At 69.0% G+C, this 18,376-nt stretch carries 13 protein-coding genes; 2 read left to right on the forward strand and 11 right to left on the reverse strand.

The genetic code is table 11. The features are described 5' to 3' along the window. Positions 1-143: 143 nt before the first annotated feature. The 7 genes from FCI23_RS58245 to FCI23_RS58250 form a co-directional block, all read right to left on the reverse strand. Complete coding sequence (locus FCI23_RS58245) at positions 144-1,934, reverse strand: TIM-barrel domain-containing protein (protein ID WP_136723864.1); 1,791 nt, start codon at positions 1,932-1,934, stop codon at positions 144-146. Next, positions 1,931-2,827, reverse strand: a complete 897-nt coding sequence (locus tag FCI23_RS13835) for a carbohydrate ABC transporter permease (RefSeq protein ID WP_136723866.1) — start codon at positions 2,825-2,827, stop codon at positions 1,931-1,933. Before FCI23_RS13835 ends, FCI23_RS58245 begins: the two co-directional genes overlap by 4 nt. After that, positions 2,817-3,878: a carbohydrate ABC transporter permease gene (locus tag FCI23_RS13840; RefSeq protein ID WP_211265318.1), complete on the reverse strand. Its 1,062-nt coding sequence runs from the start codon at positions 3,876-3,878 to the stop codon at positions 2,817-2,819. The genes FCI23_RS13835 and FCI23_RS13840 overlap by 11 nt, the downstream gene beginning before the upstream one ends. Before the next feature lie 43 nt (positions 3,879-3,921). After that, positions 3,922-5,166, reverse strand: a complete 1,245-nt coding sequence (locus FCI23_RS13845) for an ABC transporter substrate-binding protein (RefSeq protein ID WP_136723868.1) — start codon at positions 5,164-5,166, stop codon at positions 3,922-3,924. 33 nt (positions 5,167-5,199) lie between these two features. After that, positions 5,200-6,489, reverse strand: a complete 1,290-nt coding sequence (locus FCI23_RS13850; RefSeq protein WP_136723870.1) for a hypothetical protein — start codon at positions 6,487-6,489, stop codon at positions 5,200-5,202. Between the two features lie 461 nt (positions 6,490-6,950). Then, positions 6,951-7,946, reverse strand: a complete 996-nt coding sequence (locus FCI23_RS13855; protein WP_136723872.1) for a LacI family DNA-binding transcriptional regulator — start codon at positions 7,944-7,946, stop codon at positions 6,951-6,953. Between the two features lie 132 nt (positions 7,947-8,078). Further along, positions 8,079-10,448 (reverse strand): glycoside hydrolase family 95 protein, encoded by a 2,370-nt coding sequence (locus FCI23_RS58250; protein ID WP_211265319.1) that lies wholly within the window; start codon positions 10,446-10,448, stop codon positions 8,079-8,081. Between the two features lie 108 nt (positions 10,449-10,556). On the opposite strand from FCI23_RS58250, the gene FCI23_RS59510 reads away from it, so the two are divergent. Beyond that, complete coding sequence (locus FCI23_RS59510; protein WP_169316790.1) at positions 10,557-12,305, forward strand: right-handed parallel beta-helix repeat-containing protein; 1,749 nt, start codon at positions 10,557-10,559, stop codon at positions 12,303-12,305. 569 nt (positions 12,306-12,874) lie between these two features. On the opposite strand, the gene FCI23_RS13875 is transcribed toward FCI23_RS59510, so the two are convergent. The 3 genes from FCI23_RS13875 to FCI23_RS13895 all read right to left on the reverse strand — a co-directional run bounded on the left by FCI23_RS13875 (position 12,875) and on the right by FCI23_RS13895 (position 16,383). Beyond that, positions 12,875-13,795: a biosynthetic peptidoglycan transglycosylase gene (locus tag FCI23_RS13875; RefSeq protein WP_136723878.1), complete on the reverse strand. Its 921-nt coding sequence runs from the start codon at positions 13,793-13,795 to the stop codon at positions 12,875-12,877. Positions 13,796-14,178: 383 nt separating this feature from the next. Then, positions 14,179-14,676, reverse strand: coding sequence for a peptidase inhibitor family I36 protein (locus FCI23_RS13885; protein ID WP_169316791.1), 498 nt, complete (start codon positions 14,674-14,676; stop codon positions 14,179-14,181). A gap of 525 nt (positions 14,677-15,201) precedes the next feature. After that, on the reverse strand, positions 15,202-16,383 hold the full coding sequence (locus tag FCI23_RS13895; protein WP_136723883.1) for an amidohydrolase family protein: 1,182 nt from the start codon (positions 16,381-16,383) through the stop codon (positions 15,202-15,204). Between the two features lie 66 nt (positions 16,384-16,449). Between FCI23_RS13895 and FCI23_RS13900 the strand changes: the two genes are divergently transcribed. After that, a complete protein-coding gene (locus FCI23_RS13900) occupies positions 16,450-17,154 on the forward strand; it encodes a GntR family transcriptional regulator (protein ID WP_136724043.1) in 705 nt (234 codons plus the stop codon). Between the two features lie 61 nt (positions 17,155-17,215). Here FCI23_RS13900 and FCI23_RS13905 read toward each other — a convergent pair whose 3' ends face one another. Beyond that, positions 17,216-18,349: a substrate-binding domain-containing protein gene (locus tag FCI23_RS13905; RefSeq protein WP_136723884.1), complete on the reverse strand. Its 1,134-nt coding sequence runs from the start codon at positions 18,347-18,349 to the stop codon at positions 17,216-17,218. Between the last annotated feature and the right edge of the window lie 27 nt (positions 18,350-18,376).

Genomic DNA, 18,376 nt, shown 5'->3' on the forward strand with positions numbered 1-18,376 from the left:
CCACCTATCCGCGCGGCCTCTTAGGAACGCGGAGAACAGGCGGAGGCTGCGCCGGCCTTCGTCGACCGGCATGCCGCCGCCGCGCCCACCGGAGGAAGTGGGTGGGCGCGGCGGCGGGCAACGATCGGCCGGGCGGCGTGGGTTCAGGCCGACGGACCGGTCCGGCTGATCCGGGCCAGTCCTCCCGAGGGGACCGGCAGGATGGAGGCGCCGCCGCCGAGTTCGGCGTCGGCCTGGTGGGTGACGCGGCCGCGGGCGTCCCGGATCTCGACGCGCACGGCGACCGGGGCCCCGTCGCTGACCACGATCGGCGCGCTGTCGTCCGCATTCGCGATCAACAGTTCGCTCCACGCCGCCGGAAGGCGCACCGCGTGCGGCGCGTAGCGGCAGACGAAGTGGAGTCCCGCGTCGCGGGCGGTCACCAGCGGGTACAGCAGGTCAGGCCGCTCGGGCACCAGTTCACCGTGCAGGAGCGTGTCGCGGTGCTCGGACCAGACGCCGAGCCAGAACTCCAGCGCCTCGGACTGCGCGCGACCGAGGCGCATGAGGTCCATGGACACTTGCGGAACGCCGGGCAGCGCATTGATCAGATGGTGCGCGACGCGCTCGGCGGCGTCGTCCTCGGCCCACATGATGGGGTCGCCGTGGATCGGCGTGCCGGGCCGTGCCATGCGCAGATCGAGGATGCCGACCCGGTTCTGGGTCGCGCTGAGCGGGCAGTCGCCCACCCGCAGCATCGTGGCGAACCGGCCGATCTCCGGGTGGACGTACGGTTCGCGGAACTCGATCAGCGGCGCGGTGCCGGCCGCCTCGATCCCGGCGACGATCTCCTGAAGCAGTCGCGCGGTCGCCGCGACCGGCGACTGCGACGGGGGATCGTCCGGGTCGGCCTTGGCGAATCGTTCGAGGAAGTCGAGCTTGAGGCCGTCCGCTCCGGTGCGCAGGACGAGGTCCTGGATCCGTTCGACGAGGTAGCGGCGGGTGGCCGGGTCCCGGGGATCGAGCACGTCCGCTTCGAGCTCCGGCTCGCCGTACATCGTCGCCAGACCGAGCGAGCGTGCCCGGGAGTCGTACCCGGCGAACGGCGTGCCGACCCACCACATCGTGCGCAGCCCGCGCGAGCGCAGCGCCGCCACCATGCCGGCCGGGTCGGGGAACTTCTCCGGGGCCGCCTCCCAGTCGCCGCAGGACCCGTAGCCGCGCGCGCGGGACATGGTCTGCCAGCCGTCGTCCACGATGACCGTGCCGAAGCCGAGCGCGACGGCCCGGTCGGCCTGGTCCAGCACCGCGGCAGCGGTGACCTCCTGGTGTGCGAAGTACCAGGTGCACAGCACCGCGTCCTGCGCGCCCGGAACCGTGCGCACTCCACGGCCGCGCTGGAGCCAGCGCCCTGTTTCCGGGACCGCCCGTGCGAACGGCCGGCCGGAGACGTCGAGCAGCAGTCTGATCTCGTCATGCGGGGCCGGGTCGTGCACGGTCACCATGACGACGAACTCGGCGGTCTCCTCGACCAGCCCGGCCCGCACCGACGTGCGGCAGGCGCCGGCGTCGAGGGCGTAGACGAGCCCGGTGCGGTCCCGGCGCAGCAGGAGCGCCCCGATCGGGATGTCGGCCAGCGCGGTCGTGTCGACCGGCTCCGCCCACAACGGCGGGATGGTCGCGTGCGGGACGGTGCTGCCGGGACGCCACCAGGCGACCGCGTCCACGGCCGGCAGGACCACTGTGAGGCTGAGCGGCCCCTGGTGGGCGCGGAAGCTCACCTCGCACACGCCGTCGTCCGGTTCGCGGACGGTTGCGGTGACCGCGTCGGTGGCCTGAAGGCGAAGTCCTCTCGCCGCCGCGGACTCGCCCAGAGCGACGGGTTCCTCCGGGCGGGCATTGGTGTTCCCCGGCACCCAGAAGGACAGGGGGGCCGGTGATCGGGTGTCGGTCATTTGCTCCCCGTGAACGATATGCCGCCGATGATGTGGCGCTGGGCGAAGAAGAAGATCACGACGCACGGCAGAGTCACCACGAGCGTCGTGGCCATCAGCAATGGCGTGTCGGTGCCGTTCACCGACTGGAATCCGGCGAGCGCCAGGGGAAGGGTCTTCCAGCGGTCCGTCTGGATGTAGATGGCAGCTTGGAAGAAGTTGTTCCAGTAGGACATGAACTGCATGACCGCGGTCGCGATGATGATCGGGCGTGACAGAGGCAGATAGATCGAGAACCAGATGCGGAACCAGCCCGCGCCGTCGATGACGGCGGCGTCGGTCAGCGATTCCGGCAGCCGCAGGTAGAACTGCCGGTAGAGGAAGATGAAGAAGGCCGACCCGAAGAACGTGGGCACGATGATCGGGTAGAGCGTGTTCATCATGTCCAGGTTCTTGAACAGGATGAACTGCGGGACGATCGTGACCTCCTGCGGCAGCAGGAGCGTGGCGAGGACGACGCCGAACAGCACACCGGCTCCGCGCGCCCGGATCCGGGCGAACGCGAATCCGATCAGGGACGACGAGTACACCACCGCGACGACCGGGATCAGCGTGCTGATGAGCGAGTTCTCGAAATAGTGCCAGAACGGAAAGGAATTGAGGCCGGAGGAGAAGTTCGACCACTGCCACTGCACGGGCCAGAGCGACGGGCCGGCGGAGGCGACCCCCTGTTGCGTCCGCAACGCGGTCGCGATCATCCAGATGAAGGGGTAGGCGAACAGGACCGATCCCACGGTCAGAACGGCGACGGAGACGTACCGCGACGCCGCGGTTCCGTCCTTCCGCCCCGGGCGTTCCTCCTCGTTGCGGGTGCTCCCGTTCGCCGGGGCCCCGGTCATGGTGTCACTTGACACGGAAACGCCGCCTCCTTTCCTTGGGGCGCTGCGACTCGTAGTACACCCAGAATCCGCTTCCTCTGAAGACGAGCGCGGTCAGTAGCATGATCATGAGGAAGAGAATCCAGGCGAGGGCTGACGCGTAGCCCATCTGGAAGAACGAGAAAGCGTTCTGGTAGAGGTACAGGACATAGAACAGCAGGGAGTTCGAGGGGCCGCCGCCGTTCTGGGTGACGACAAATCCCTGCGTGAAGGTCTGCATCGCGTAGATGATTCCCGTGACCACGTTGAAGAAGATGACGGGGCTGATCTGCGGGATGGTGATGTTCCAGAGTGTGCGCAGCCGGCCGGCGCCGTCGATCTCCGCGGCCTCGTACAGATCGGCCGGAATGTCCTGGAGACCGGCGAGATAGATGATCATGTTCCCGCCGACGGTCCACAGGCTCATGATGATGACGGCCGGCAGCGCCCAGCCGGGGTCGAAAAGCCACTTCGGGCCCTCGATGCCGAACAGGTGCAGGAATCCGTTGACGAGGCCGTAATCGGGGTTGAAGACCCAGATGAACAACACCGTCTGCGCGACGCCGGAGACCAGGGAGGGCAGATACCAGATCGTGCGGAAGACGTGGATGCCGCGGACTTTCACGTTCATCAGGAGCGCGACGACGAGCGACAGCACGGTCTGGAGCGGAACGCTGACGACCGCGTAGACCAGCGTGACCTTGATGGCCTGGCCCACGGCCGGATCGTTGAGCGCCTGTTTGTAGTTCGACAGGCCGGTGAACTTCGCCGGGTCGATGAGGTTCCAGCGCATGAACGACAGGACGAGTGAATAGACCATGGGTCCCCCGGTGAACAGGAGGAACCCGATGATCCAGGGGGAGACAAAGAGCCAGAATGCCGCGGTGTTCCGGTTGATCCAGCGTCTGCGGACCGCAGTCCACAGAGCGGCGCAGATGATCACGTAGACGAACGCCAGCATGATGATGAAGGAGACGATCGGCCTGAGACCTTGGTCCAGGTGGAACCAGGCCAGGAAATTCTCCAGACCGTGCACCATGTCTGACATTACGAGTGCTCTTTCTCTGCGCCGCTCATGATGTGCGGAATCGCTACTTGGCCGCGTCCAGCATCGACTGGCACTTCGCCTGGAGCTGGGGCAGGACCTTGGCGGGGTCCTCGTGGCCGGTGCCGATGGCGGTCCGGGAGTCCAGGGCAGTCGAGAAGGTGCTCTCGATCTGCACCTTGTTCTTGACGTACGGGACTGTCACGGCGTTGGTCACCGCATCGACGAACGCCTGGAGGTTCACCTTCGGGGCGACGGACTTGAAGGCGCCGAGGGAGCTCTTGACCACCGGCACGCCGAGCGCCGAGGTCTTCGAGGCCATGAGGTTCTGGGCGGCCGGATTCGAGCTCATGAACGTGGTGAACTTCTGCGCGGCGGTGGTCTGGGCGGCGTTGGCGCTCTTGGAGATGCCGAGGCTGTCGACCTCCATCGGCTCGCCCAGACCAGGCATCGGCACGATGGTGAACCGGGAGGTGTCCAGCGCGGCGATCTTGGAGATGTTCCACGGACCGAAGTCCGGCAGCGCACCCACCTTGCCCTGGGACAGCCACTGCATCATGTCCTGGCCCTGGATGGCGATGGACGTCGGGGCGAATCCGTTCGACGCGACCGAGTTCACCACGGTCTCCGCAGCGCGCACGCCGGCCGCGTTGCCCATCGTGCACTGCTTGCCGTCGGCGCTGTAGTACGAGCCGCCGTCGGCCATGAGCCACCCGTCGTACCACAGGGGCGCCGACCCGTAGATCTTCCCGGAACCGGTACCGCTGGTCATCTTCCCGGCGTCGGTGACGAAGTCCTGCGTGCTCATCGGCTTCGAGCCGGACGGCACCGGCAGGCCCGCCTTCTGGAAGCTCGTCCTGTCGATGGCCATGACCTTGCTCTTGGCCACAAACGGGACGGCGTAGTTGGTGCCGCCGACATCGCCGGCCTTGGCGACTGCGGGCGAGTAGTAGACGCTCGTGTCGACGGTGACCGGCTTGAAGGCGCTTGCGAAGGTCGGGAGCGCGGTGTTGGAGATCACGGCGACGGTCGGGGCGGCGCCGCCCGCGATCGACGTCTGCAACTTCTGCTCGTAGTCGCTCTGGATCCAGTTCGGCTGCACCTGGATCGAAGGGTTGGCCTTCTCGAAGGCGGAGATCATGCTCTTGATCGTTGCGGCCTCGGCGTTGTCGCCCCAGAAGGCGAACGAGATGGCCGACGAATTGCTGCCGGTCTCCCCGTTCCCACTGCTGCATGCGGCGAGAGAGACGAGCGAACCGGCGGCTATGGCGGCTGCCAGTGTTTTTCTCAACACGGGGGGCTCCTTGCTTCTTTCTTCGAGGGTTCAATCCTTCTTGGGCGACACGGCGGACGTGTCGCCGGCGGTGACGCGAACGCGTCCGCCGGAGGGCACTTGGGTCTGGGACACGAGCCCGTCGTGCCAGGTGGTGCTCCATGTGACACCCGGGCCCGCGGTCACCCACAACTCACTGGCCTCGCGTCCTTCGTGACGAATTCCGATGACCGAATCGCCGACGGTGATTCCGTCAACCTCCAGCCACTCGTCCGCGGGGATGTGGGAACGACTGTGTATTTCTCCCGCCCGCGCTCCGGGTTCGATTCCGGTCAGGCCCGTCGCGATGTGTGCGACGTGCGTGAACGGTACTTCCGGATAGTCGGCCCGTGATTCTGCCAGGAAGCGGATCCAGTGCAGGGCCTCGTCGTCGCGTCCGTACCGCAGGAACGCCTCGGGCAGGTAGGTGAAGGCCTCGATGTTGCCAGGGGGTGTCGTGCGCAGACCGGCGCTCAGAAAATCAAGGTGGCCGGCGCCGTGCTCGTCGCCGTGCATGATGCCCTTGACCGCTGGGAACCACGTGCTTTCGAGGCCGAATCCGGTGACCGGCCCCTCCGTGGTGAATCCGGAGGTGTAGTGGCCGTGGTCCGCCAGCCACCAGTTGCCGGCGAACTCGGCCTCGAGGGACGTCGCCCGCCCGGCGTTCCAGACGGAGAACTCCTCGCCCAGGACCGCACCGGCGTATTCGGCGAGCGCGGAATGCGCCGCCCACTGACTGGCGATTCCGTCGGCCGCTACCCGCAGATACGGGGGGCGTTCCACCTCGTTGTACGTGGCGGTGCCCTCGAAGATCCGGCCGCTGCCGCCCTCACCGGCGACCCCGGTGCCCAGCGGATTGTGGGACTCGACGAACAGCGTCATGGTGCTGCGGATGAATCCGGCGATCCCGGGAGAGCTCAGGTACCGCTCGTCGCGCGTCCAGCGGTATTGCTCGACGGTCTTCTCCACCAACTCGAACGGCGCGGGGACCTCACGCACGAAGTCGTCGTCGGAGTGGTAGTCCAGCGCGGCCGGCGTGCCGTCGAACATGAACGCCCACAGCGGATACCAGCCGCGGCGCTCGTTCGCCGAGGCGGCGAAGTGACGCAGCATCGTCAGGTTCTCGGTGTCGAGGCCCAGTAGGTGGGCGCCGAGCAACTGATGGCACAGGTCGCGCGAATAGAACATCGGCCGGTCGGTGAGGCCCGCCCAGTAGCTCGGCAGAACGTTTCCGCGCCCGGTCTGGACCCACTCCCGCGACCGCTGTGACGCCCAAGTGAAAGAGTCGACAAGATCCGTCATGCTCGACCGCGCCTGGATCGGGGCTGCAGCGAATACACCATGGCCGCTAACGGGCGCAGCCTGCCGGGTTTCTGACTCCTTCTTCATGAAAGGCAGTGTTGCATGCACGTCATTTTTGCGTCAATAGACCTGCATGGCATTCCTGTTTGGAGTCGCGTCGAGCCTATTTGCGCAGGTGGGAGGGTATACAATCGGTCGGTCGGCACGGAGCCCGGCAGCGCCGACCGGCATAGGGGACATAACGGCCGCTATGGGACGCCTCTGTGGCGGCGATGAGCCCACGCGGGGCCGTTGCGGGATGGCCGAAGGGTGATGGAACTGGTCAGGGATCAGTCAATCGCCCGGCAGTCCTGCAGTCGCCCGACAGTCCTGACCGCTCCCGGCCGGACGTGCCGACGCGCCGGCGGTGGCGCGGGACGGGCCCGTGCCAGGTGCGACGAACGGCCGGTGCGACGAACGGGTCAGGCGCGCAGAGCCGCTGTCGAGGCGCGCACGATCAACTCCGGGTCGAACAAAAGCTCGCCCGACGGTACCTGTGCCCGGTTGACCAGGTGCACCATCGCCGTCGCCACCGACTGCGCGATCCGCTCGATCGGCTGCCGCACCGTCGTCAGCGGGGGCTCGACGAATTCCATGATCTGCGAGTCGTCGTAGCCCACCACCGACAGGTCGCCGGGCACATTGAGCCCGCGGCGGCGGGCGGCCCTGATCGCGCCGAGTGCCATGTAGTCGCTCGCCGCCACGATGGCGGTCACCCCTCGGTCCAGCAGGGTCTCCGCGGCCGACATGCCGCCTTCGACACTGTAGACCTGGTGTACGACCAGCCGTTGCGGGTCCGTCGCGCCGCGGGAGGTCATCGACTCGATAAACCCGGCCAGCCGCCGGTCGCTCGGCCGGTTCCCCACTGGTCCGACGATTATCCCGATGTCCCGGTGGCCCAGGGCCCATAGATGGTCCACCGCGAACTCCGCCGCCACCGCGTCGTTGGTCGAGAAGCTCGGCGCCGGCACACCCTCGATCACGCCGTTCACCGAGACGACCGGAATCTTGCGCTCCTGGAGCAGTTGGTAGACGGTCGGGTCCGCGCCGACGAGCGTGTTGCTCGCCGAAGCGAAGACCGCGCCGGCAATGCCCAGGTCCATGGTCGACGAGATGAAGTCGATCTCCTGGAGCCCGCCGACCGTCGTCGACCCCACTATGGCCCGGAATCCCTGGGACGCCAGCGCCGCCTCGATCAGCTCGCAGAGGCGCCCGAAGAACGGCTGGGCCAGCCCCGGGCTCAGCACGACGATCAGCTGACTCTGCGCGCCCCGCTCATAGCCGAGTTCGCGGATGGCCTCCTCGACCACGCGCCGCGTCGCCATCGCGACCACCCCGCGCCGGTTGATGACACGGCTGACTGTGGCCTCGCTGACGCCGGCTCGCGCCGCGACGTCGCTGATTCCGACCTTGGCCATAGCTCCCTTTGAGATGAACGGCCACGCCCGACACATGATCATGGTGGCGGCGTCGTGCCCGGGATGACGCTACCGCCAAGTTGTCGCTTCGTGAAAGTGGCCGCGCGAACACGTCACGTACCACCGGCGGGATCATGCCTCGGCGGGCCGCGCCGACAGCCCCCCGCCCTCCGCGCGCGTCACGGTCCACGCGCCCCGGGAGAGGTCGACGTCGACCACCTCGCCGCCCGCCGACACCCGCACCGACCCGGGGCGGTGCGACCGGGCCCGCAGCTGTGCCTCGACCAGGCGGTGGTCGTCGTCCCACGCGACCTCCACGACCACCCCGGGCCGGGCGACCAGCCCCCGCACCCGCCCGGCCGGCCAGTCGGACGGCAGCGCCGGGAGCAGTTCGACGGCGCCCGTGTGGCTCTGCACCAGGCACTCCGCCAGGCCGGCCGTGAAGCCGAGGTTGCCGTCGATCTGGAACGGCGGATGGGCCGACAGACGGTTCGGGTACAGCCCGCCGTGCTGACCCTCGGCGTCCGGGCCGACCGGCCGCAGCGCCAGGTCGATCAGCGCCGGGAGCCGTTCGGCGTGCCGCAGCCGGGCGCGCAGGGCAAGCTTCCACGCCAGCGACCACCCCGTCGAGTCGTCGCCGCGCACGTCGAGCGTCCGGGCGGCCGCCCCGGCCTCCTCCGGGCCCACCCCCGTCCCGGGAAACACCCGGTACAGGGGCGACAGATGCCGGTGCTGCGGCTCCACCAGATCGTGCGGATCGCGCCACTCGCGCACCGTCCCGTCCTCGTCGGTGACTGCGCCGGGCAGCCGGCCGAGAGCGGCGTGCGCGGCGGCCACGACCGGGTCGGCCTCCTGCCCGGCCACGGCCGCGAGCTCGGTTATGGAGGTGAGCAGGTCACGCGCGAGCTCGCTGTCGACCGCGGAGCTGACGGCGATCGCCATCGGCCCGTCCGGAGTGCGGAAACGGTTCTCCGGCGAGGACGACGGAACGAAGCCGAGCGTGCCGTCGGGCAGTTCGGTCAGCCAGTCGAGCACGAACCGCGCGGCGCCCCTGAGTACCGGCCACGCACGCTCCCGGGCGAACGACGGGTCGGCACCGTACGCCACGTGGTCGGCCAGGTGCCGGCACAGCCAGGCGCCCGCCATCGGCCAGAACGCCCAGGCGGGATCGGCGTCGCCCCGGCCGACCGGCGAGGTGTACGCCCACGCGTCGGTGTTGTGGTGGGCGCACCAGCCGCCGGCGCCGTAGAGCCTGGTCGCAGTCGCGGCACCGCTGACGCTCAGCGCCTCGACCAGGTCGAACAGCGGGGGCAGGCACTCCGGCAGGTCGGTGACGTCGGCCGGCCAGTAGTTCATCTGCGTGTTGATGTTGACCGTGTAGTTCGCGCTCCACGGCGGCCGCATCGACGCGTTCCACAGGCCCTGGAGCGTGGCGGGCAGCCCGCCGGAGCGCGAGGCGCTGATCAGCAGGTACCGCCCGTAGTGGAACAGGAAGGCGATGAGGCGCAGTCGGGGATCCGCGCCGGAGAACTCCAGCTCCACGCGGTCGTAGAGCGCCGAGTGGTCGGCGTGCTGCCGCTGCCGCAGTTCACCGGCGCCCCGCCGGGTGGCGGCCGCCAGGTCCCGCCGCGCCGCCGCCAGGGCGTCCGAGGCGTCTCCGTGTGGCGGCTGCCCGATGGCGGTGAACGTCGTGGCCGTCGTCAGCACGATCTCGGCGTGCCGCACCCCGGCCGCCCGCAGCACGCCACCCCGCGCGCCGGACGGGTCGTCCGCGCCGTCGTGCGACCAGCCGACCACGATCGCTCCCCGCAGGCTCTCCCGCTCGTCGTCGTACACCGGCGCCGCCACGTCCGGCTCATGCGGCGGCGCGACGTCGGAGGGGAGTCGCAGGGTGAGCCAGGCGGTGCGCTCCGCCGCGCCCGAATCCAGCGTCATCAGCGGCGAGCCGAGGGCCACGATGACGTCCACCCCCTGCGGGCCGTCGACGTCGATCGTCATGACGAGCGACCGGTCGGGATGGGAGACGACGGTCCGCCGCTCCACCGTCACCGGGCCGACGGCGTACCGCACGACGTGTTCGGCGGTCCGCAGGTCGAGATGGCGGACGTAGCCGGTGACCTCGCCCTCCGGATGCGACAGGTCGACCGTCAGCTCGCCGAGTGGCAGATACGCCTGGCTCCAGCGCTCCTGAAGCCGCTGGACCTGCCGGGTGGCCCCCGCGAAGTCCCCGGCCGCCACCAGCCGGCGGGCCTCGGCGATCGCCTCGCGGGCGGTGTCCGCGGTGACCTGGCCGTCCGCGAACTCGCTCGCGGGGCTGCCCGACCAGGCCGTGCCGTCGTTGAGCTGGACCCGTTCGCGCCCGACGCCCCCGTGCAGCATGGCGCCGATGCGGCCGTTGCCGAGCGGGAGCGCCTCCAGCCAGTGCGCCGCGGGTTCGCCGAAGGAGAGCCGGTGGGCGTTCTGTGAAGGGTTCTGCGAGGGGCCGTTCGCGCGCGACGACATGGTTGCTCCCGTGGCTGAAATGGGATGGTTAGACTGACGCGCCAGAATTCGCCGCTGACCGGGGTCTCGTCTGCGGTGCGGACCGCCCCGCCGGATTGGAGAGCCCGAGTGGCGACCCGGACGATCGTCGATGTTACCGATCACGGTGCGGACCCGACCGGGACCCGCGATTCCGGCACCGCGGTCGCCCGTGCCCTGCGCGCCGCGCGCGCCGTGGAAGGGCCGGTGACCGTGCGTTTCGCGCCCGGGCGGTACCACTTCCATCCCGAGCACGCCGAACGGCGCGATCTCTACGTCTCAAACACCGTCGGTGCCGATGCCCGCTACGCGTCCAAGACGATCGCACTGCTGGTGGAGGACGCCAGGGACGTGGTGGTCGACGGTCAGGGATCCGCGTTCGTCCTCCACGGCGCGCAGACGGCCTTCGCCGCGATCGACTCAACCGACGTGCGGTTCGAGAACTTCTCCTTCGACTATGTGGCGCCCCGGGTGATCGACGCGACGGTCAGCGCCGGAGGCACGGACGGCGGCGCCGCGTGGCGCGAACTCTCCCTGCCCCGCGACACCCGGTTCCGCATCGACGGTACCCGGGTGGTCTGGCTCGGCGAACCAGCCCCGGACAGTGGGGAGCCCTACTGGACCGGCGTGGACGCGATGGACTACACGCAGGTGCACGACCCGGCCGCCGCCCGCACCTGGCGTGCCGACAACCCGCTGTTCGACGACGTGGTCTCCGTCCGCGCGGTCGCGCACGACCGTATCCGCATCCACTACGGCACCACCGAGAAGCCTCACGACATCGGGCTCGTCTACCAGATGCGTACGACGGTGCGCGACCATCCCGGCGCCTTCGTGTGGAACTCCGAGCGCGTCGAGATCCGGAACGTCTCGGCACACTATCTGCACGGCTTCGGCATCGTCGGGCAGTTGAGCCGGGACCTGACCGTGCACGACGTACGGTTCCGCGCGGATCCGGCCACCGGCCGCAGTTCTGCGGGGTTCGCCGACTTCATCAACCTGTCCTCGATGGGCGGCGAAGTCCTCATCACCGACTGCGTGTTCGACGGGCCCCACGACGACCCGGTCAACGTCCACGGCACGTACCTCGTTGTGCGGGAGCGCGTCGCGCCGGACACCGTCGTGCTGGCCTACCGTCACCCCGAGACGGCCGGCTTCCCCGCGTTCCGGCCCGGCGACGAGATCGAGTTCGTCGCGCGGGCGACGCTCGACTCCTCCGCCGGCTTCACCGCCAGGGTGCGCGCGGTCGACGGGCCGGACGGCCGGGGCGGAGGCCCCGACCCGTCGTCCATGGTCGTCACCCTCGACCGGGACCTGCCCGGCCATGTGGAGCCCGAGACATGGGCGGCGGAGAACGTCACGTGCACGGCCGCGGTGCGCATCGCGGGCAACTACTTCGTCAACGTGCCCACGCGCGGCGTCCTGGTGACGACCCGGCGTCCCGTCGTGATCGAACGCAATGTGTTCGACGGGATGAGCATGGCCAGTGTGTACGTCTCCGGCGACGCCGAGGAGTGGTTCGAGTCCGGACCGGTCGCCGACCTGGTCATCCGGGACAACACCTTCCTGCGCCCGTCCACCCCGGCGATCCTCTTCGGCCCGACCAACACCGTCCTCGACCCGGCCCGCCCGGTGCACCGCTCCGTCACCATCAGCGGCAACGTCTTCCAGGACGCCGCCGCCCCGATCGTGTCGGCGCGCAGCGTCGGCGGCCTCAAAGTGACCGGCAACCGCCTGACCGGCGCCCGGCCGCCGCGCAACGGCGACCTGGTGGAGACCGCCGGCTGCTCGGACGTCGTCGTGGCGGCGACGCGGGAGGCGCAGCTGCCGCGCCGGTGAACGCGCGTAGAAGTTTTGAGGTGAGCATGTAAATGGCTGATTACGGCAGCTGGAAGTCCCCAACTGCCCGGCTACCGTTGGCCAATGACTCGAATCCCCCCACGGATTGCCCGCATCGGCGCCCTCGGCGCCCTCGCCTCAGCCCTGCTGCTCGCAGGCCCGGCCGTCGCGGCCACCCCACCGCCGCGACCGTCACCGTCACCGCCCCGGCCGCCTCCCGCTGGCTCATATGCACCGCCCCGTCCGTCGCCCTCGGCGGCCTCGCCACGCAGGCCCTGCTCCGGCGTCGTATTCCGTCTACGGAGGACGCCGCGCCATGAAACCCGTCCGTATTGGTGCGGATCACGATGGCTACCCGTTCCGGATCGACGTGGGGACGGCCCGCATCGGCCGAAGCCTCGCGGGCGCTCGACATTGCGGCTTGGTCGCACTGGTCCGGCCGGCGGGCTTCTGTTCGCTGCATGACCGTCGCTGGGTCTCCCCACAGCCGAGCCGCCAACCTGACCGGCTGTTGGTGTTTGTGCACGCATCGCTTCGCCACCGTCCCCTCCGACCAGCGGCAGCAGCTGTCACCCGCGGTGGGTGAGTGGGGCGGCCTCGGAGCGCCGGGCTTGGGCGGGGGTGAGGTGACCGGTGGCGGCCAGGCGGGCGAGGATCTGGTTGCGGTGGGTGGCGGCGGCGCCGGGGTGGGTGAACGGGTCGTTGGTGCGGGGGCCTTGGGACAGTACGGCGATCAGAGCGGCCTGGGCCCAGTCGAGGCGATCGGGGGTGGTGTGGAAGTAGCCGGCCGCGGCGGCGGGCAGGCCCCAGCAACCGTGTCCGAAGGCGGCGGTGTTGACGTACATGCGCAGCAGTCGGGGCTTGGGGTAGGTGCGTGCGAGTTTGACGGCGAGGGCGGCCTGTTCGATCTGGGCGGCCGGGCCGGCCCGGCCGGGGGTATAGAGCGTCCGGGCCAACTGCTGTTCCAGGGTGGGGCTGCCGCCCGGACCGGTCGCCGAACCGCGCGCCAGCTGCAGTAGGCCCGTCGGGTCGATTCCCGGTGCCCGGTAGAAGCGCGTGCCGTGGGCGGCCAGCAGCGCGGCGGTGACGTTTGCCGGTACGGCGCTTTCCAGGTCTTCGGCTTGGTGGGCCTCGGTCTGGGCGTCGGCCCGCGCCTCGGCGTCGGCGGCCTTGGGGGTCAAGGCGAGCAGTCCGCCTGTTGCCGTCCCGAGCAGCGCCAAGGCTGCGCCAGTGGCGATGAGGCCGCGCCACAGCCACCGGCCCGCGCGCTGACTGCGCAGCCGGGCCCGCTGTGCGGCGCATTCACTGATGGCGGCTGCTGCTACCACCGTCGCGCCGATTACCGCGATGCTCTCCGACGTGCTGAAGGGTGCACCGCCCAGGAGTTTTTCGGTGCCGCGGATCACCAGGGCGCCCAGGCATGTGCCCAGTCCCGCGGCTCCCAGCAGCCGGTCGGCCCGGGTGGAGGGGGCGTTGGTGGAGTGGGGCATCGGTCACACCTCCGACGGGTGCGGGAGTAGTGGCGGTGGGCCCGGCAGTGCCTGCCGGAAACACTTATTACATGATGTAGTGGAGGGGATCATCGGCCTTCAGCGGCCTGGTGTGGCCTTCGGGGGTGATCGGGTTCTGCGGGCAGACGGCCCCGGCCGGGTTCCGCTCGTCGAACAGTCAGTTGATCAGCGTGCCGAAGCGGATGGTGGTCCGGGCCTTGCGTAGCAGTCGTCCTCGGCACGGGCGCCCTTGTGGCGGGCCTTGGCGGTGGCCGCGATCTGGTCGAAGACGCTTGAGGCGTTCGGCTCCGGGTGCGACCGGTTGCGCGACGCCCGCCCGCTGTCGTACAGGGGGCGGGCGCCGTGCGGCGGTTGCGGGGTGGTCAGCAGTAGTGCCAGTAGCGGCAGTAGTGCCAGTTCGCGGAGCGGATGTGACGGCGGAGTCGCGGTCCTAGGTGCCGTACGCCGGTGCCGTGGCGCAGGGTCAGCTGGTGTCCGCGGTAGTGGGAGCGGGCGTAGAGGGTGACGCTGCGGCTTCGGGAGTTGTTGTAGAGCGATTTCACGTGCTGGAAGGTGGGCGCGTGCCGCAGGTTGGAATGCGAGTGGGCGATCCAGGCCAGGTGGCCGGTGTAGTTGGCGCCGGTGTACGCGCACAGCTCGCCCTTGGGGCAGCCGCGCGGTGCATGCCGTCTGGCGGTGGGGCGGTGGTGGTGCCGGACCGTGTGGTGCTTCCAACCGGCGTGCCTGTAGTGCGTCGCATGGTAGGCGGTGGCGTGGTGGTGTGCTGAGTGCGGAACTGCGGCGTTCGCGCTGCTTGCGGCCAGCCCGAGAACGGCGGCGACCGCGGCGGCGAAGACAGCCAGGCGCTTGAAGATCGGCATGGTGTCCAACGCTCCTTTCGGATCGAGGGGGTGATCCCTCGGACTTGAGCCTTGCCACGCCGACACATCGGGGTACATGCGCAGGTGCTTCTGGGAGGAAGTGGGATATCCCAGCCCGCACGGTGCGGGGATGTCCCGCAGGATCGGCAGATTAGGTACGGGGATGGGATATGAGCCGTTGGCAGCCGCTGTCCGAATCGCTGGACCCCGATGTGCGCCTGTTCGTGGAGTCCGCGTGGCACCGCTACCTCGATGGCAGCAAGTTCCCGCCACGGCAGGCCGTCGAGACGCTCGGAATACTCGCGGGTGCGGACGCCGCCCGGCGGGCGCCGGTGGGGGAGCTGCGGGCGGGGGACAGGGTGGTGTTCGCGCTGGCCGGGGCCTACGCGTGGAACACGGCGACTGCTCGTCCGGACAACGAAGGCCGCCGACGGCGGTCAGAAGACCGTGGCAGGCATCCCCGGCCTTCAGACCGGGGAGCACGTCAACGCCGCCGAGTCCGCTGCACGAACGGCCCCCGGAATATCAACAGAGAGCACCGTCGCGAGCGACGACACGGCCGGACTTGAGAACGAGGGAGCGGGTGGGTCGGGCCATGACCGCCTCGGCCGGTGTACGTGCGTCTACGGTGACGAGGTCGGCGGAGGCGCCTTCACGAAGCCCGTAGCTGACCAGTCCGAGTGCGCGCGCTCCTCCGTATGTGGCGGCTTCCAACGCCACCTCGATGTCCTCTGCGGTCCGGAAGTAGCTTCGGTAGGCCAGGTGCATGGCCCGTTCGAGCATGTCGCCGTTTCCGTACGGACTCCAGAGGTCCCGGATGCCATCGTTGCCGAGGGCGACATTGGCCCCGGCGTTCAGGAGTTTGACGACCGGGGGAACAGGATCGCTGTAGATCGCGCAGGTGGTGAGCCCGACACCGGCCTCGGCCAGCGCCTCGGCCAGCCGGTCCTGCTGGTCCCCGTCCACTTCGCCGATGGCCAAGGCGTGGCTGATGACGACCCGGCCCTGGAGGCCTAGAGCTTTGGTGCGTTCGATGATGAGCTCGAACTCCCAGGCACCCAGGGAGCCGCGGTCGTGAAGATGGATGTCGACCCTCGCGCCGTGTTTGTCGGCCAGCCCGAAGACGATGTCGAGATGGCCGACCGCGTCGCGGTCCACACCGGCGGGGTCCAGGCCGCCGACCGTGCCGACTCCGGCCTTCAGCGCCTCCTCCATCAGTTCGGCGGTGCCGGGCTTGATCAGCAGGCCGCACTGCGGGAAGGCGACCTGTTCCACGGTCACCTTGCCCTTCAGCTGGGCGGCCGCCGCGAGCACGGCCTCGACACCGGTGAGACCGATTTCGGGGTCGATGTCAGTGTGTGTCCTCACGTAGGAGGTGCCCCGGGTCACCATTTGCTCCAGCAGGGCGGTGACATGGTCTTCGTTGGGGATGCCGAACTCCGCTCGGCGGGCCCGGCCGTTCTCGATCATCTGGACCAGTTCGGTCCCCGAGGTGTTGGGGACCCAGGGGCCGCCCCACAATGTCTTGTCGAGATGACAGTGCGCATCCACGAACGCGGGCAGGATCAGCCGCCCGGCGAGCTCCTCAACCTCGGCGCCGTTGGCGTCAATGGACGGCGCGATGGACGCGATGCACCCGTCCTTGATGAGAACGTCCGCCGGTGCTCCTCCTCCGGGGCGGCCGCCACGCAGCAGCAGATCATTCATGTCAGGTGCCTTTCAAGAAATGGTTACATAGTGGTATGCCACTAATTGCACTAGAGTGCGAGAGTGATGACATCCGTGGGGCGGGGCTCGCTCCGAGATCTGGCTTATGAGGCCCTCAAGAAGCGGATCATCCAGGTCGACCTACGGCCCGGGCAGCGGATTGTCGAGCGGGATCTGGCCGATGAGTTGAAGGTGTCCAGGATCCCGCTGCGTGAGGCGCTCCGGCTGCTGGCAGCAGAGGGCCTGGTGGTCCTGGTGCCGCACCGGGGCGCGCTGGTCAGTCCGTTCACCCCGACGGACGTCCGGGATCTGTTCGATATCCGCGAGAGCGTCGAGGTGCTGGCTGCCCGGCTTGCCGCGGAACGCGCCGACGAGCACAACCTCGGGCCGCTCACCCGGTGCCTGGAATCCGCGCGCGCCGCCACCGAGTCAGGTGATGAGGCGGAGATCGCGGTCGTGAACGCCCGCTTCCACGCCGAGATCGTAGCGCTCTCGGACAACGCTCTTCTCGAGACGATGATGCGTCCGCTGAACGCCCGCATGGAGTGGCTGTTCCGGCTGACCTCCGATCGCGATCCACACCAGCAGTGCGCCGAGCATACGGAGCTGTACGAAGCGATCGCCGCCGCGGACCCTGCCCGTACGGCGGAGGTCGCGTTGCGGCACGTCGTCAGCGGCCGGGACACGGCGTTGCGGCTGGCTGCCGGCTGGGCGGTCACCGAGACCGACCCCGTGAAGATCACCCACGGGCGCCGCCGGCGGCCGTCCTGAGAGCAGGCAGGCGCCGGATGGTGCGCTGATGCCCGCCACAATGCTCCGCCCATCCGCTCGATCAGCCCAGCTTGATCGAGGGATCGATGAACTTGTTGGTGACCAGGTCGGATGCCTTCAGCCCGGCGGGCACCGGTACGCCCTTGGCCTTGAAGATCGGCTCGAGCAGCTTGATCGACTGGTCCACTCGGGCAGGGTCGAAGTTGCCCAATGTCCCGCCTGGCCCGTTCGCGACAATCTTGAGCTTTTTCATAACGGTGACGGCATCGGCGTCTCCGGCCGGCGTCAGCGCAGGGCCGCCGGGGATCGCGGTCGCGATCTTTTCCAGCGTGGTGTTGGTCGCTGTCGGGTTCTTCATGTAGTCGGCCTGGGCCTTCTGGATCATCGGCACAAGCTTCTTCAGGCAGGCGCTGTCCTTGCTCAGCTCGCCGCTGCGGACGGCCAAACCCTGCGGGTAGACCGGCCAACCGGCGTCATGGACGAGCAGGTACTTCACCGGCTTCTTCCATGCGGTGACGTCGTGCTCCCAGCGGTACGGCTCGTTGCTGGCGTACCCCTGCTGGAGGACTTTGCCCTTCTCGGCGACGAAGCGGCTCGGGGTGCCGTCGAACGAGCTGTCCTCCTGGTCTTTGGTGATCAGGCCTTTGGCCAGCAGTGCGTCCATATAGGACAGGCCCTCGGTGTAGAGGATCTTGGCTTTGGTGCCCTTGATGTCCTTCCACGAGTTGATGGTGTACGTCGCCGGGTCCCACATGATGATCTGCGGGTCGATGTTCAGTGGCGCGACCACTGCGGTGGTCGGGAACTTCGCCTGCGACTGGATGGCGGTGTCGGTGGAGACGTAGGACAGGTAGATCGACTTGTCCTGGTACATCTGGGAGGCCGGCGACTGGAAGCCGATGGCCGACCCGCCGAGTCGTACTTCCACGTTGATGCCGGTGGAGCCGAGCGGGCCGGAGTAGGAGTTCTTGCTGGCATTGATCGTTCCGTTGGGCCCGACCAGCTGATAGGCGGCGGCTCGCTCGGCGGTGGCCTGCCAGTCGGTCTGGATGACGACGGTGCTCGGGCAGATTCCGCTGAGCGGTCCTTTGGCGGTCGACGCTGTGGTGCTCGGCGAGGCGGCAGATGAGCAGGCGGTGCTCAAGGCGCCGATCAGGGCGAGCGGCAGGGCGAGCCTGCGAAGGGGCATGGGCATGGCGGGGCTCTTTACCGGTGAGAGGGT

The organism is Actinacidiphila oryziradicis (assembly GCF_005047355.1).
GTDB classification, from domain to species: domain Bacteria; phylum Actinomycetota; class Actinomycetes; order Streptomycetales; family Streptomycetaceae; genus Actinacidiphila; species Actinacidiphila oryziradicis.

Coding starts and splice junctions, on each gene's coding strand:
- FCI23_RS13840 (WP_211265318.1), bottom strand. CDS start 3,878: ATGTCAGACATGGTGCACGGTCTGGAGAATTTCCTGGCCTGGTTCCAC.
- FCI23_RS13885 (WP_169316791.1), bottom strand. CDS start 14,676: ATGCCGATCTTCAAGCGCCTGGCTGTCTTCGCCGCCGCGGTCGCCGCC.
- FCI23_RS13850 (WP_136723870.1), bottom strand. CDS start 6,489: ATGACGGATCTTGTCGACTCTTTCACTTGGGCGTCACAGCGGTCGCGG.
- FCI23_RS58250 (WP_211265319.1), bottom strand. CDS start 10,448: ATGTCGTCGCGCGCGAACGGCCCCTCGCAGAACCCTTCACAGAACGCC.
- FCI23_RS13895 (WP_136723883.1), bottom strand. CDS start 16,383: ATGAATGATCTGCTGCTGCGTGGCGGCCGCCCCGGAGGAGGAGCACCG.
- FCI23_RS13855 (WP_136723872.1), bottom strand. CDS start 7,946: ATGGCCAAGGTCGGAATCAGCGACGTCGCGGCGCGAGCCGGCGTCAGC.
- FCI23_RS13905 (WP_136723884.1), bottom strand. CDS start 18,349: ATGCCCATGCCCCTTCGCAGGCTCGCCCTGCCGCTCGCCCTGATCGGC.
- FCI23_RS13875 (WP_136723878.1), bottom strand. CDS start 13,795: ATGCCCCACTCCACCAACGCCCCCTCCACCCGGGCCGACCGGCTGCTG.
- FCI23_RS13900 (WP_136724043.1), top strand. CDS start 16,450: ATGACATCCGTGGGGCGGGGCTCGCTCCGAGATCTGGCTTATGAGGCC.
- FCI23_RS58245 (WP_136723864.1), bottom strand. CDS start 1,934: ATGACCGACACCCGATCACCGGCCCCCCTGTCCTTCTGGGTGCCGGGG.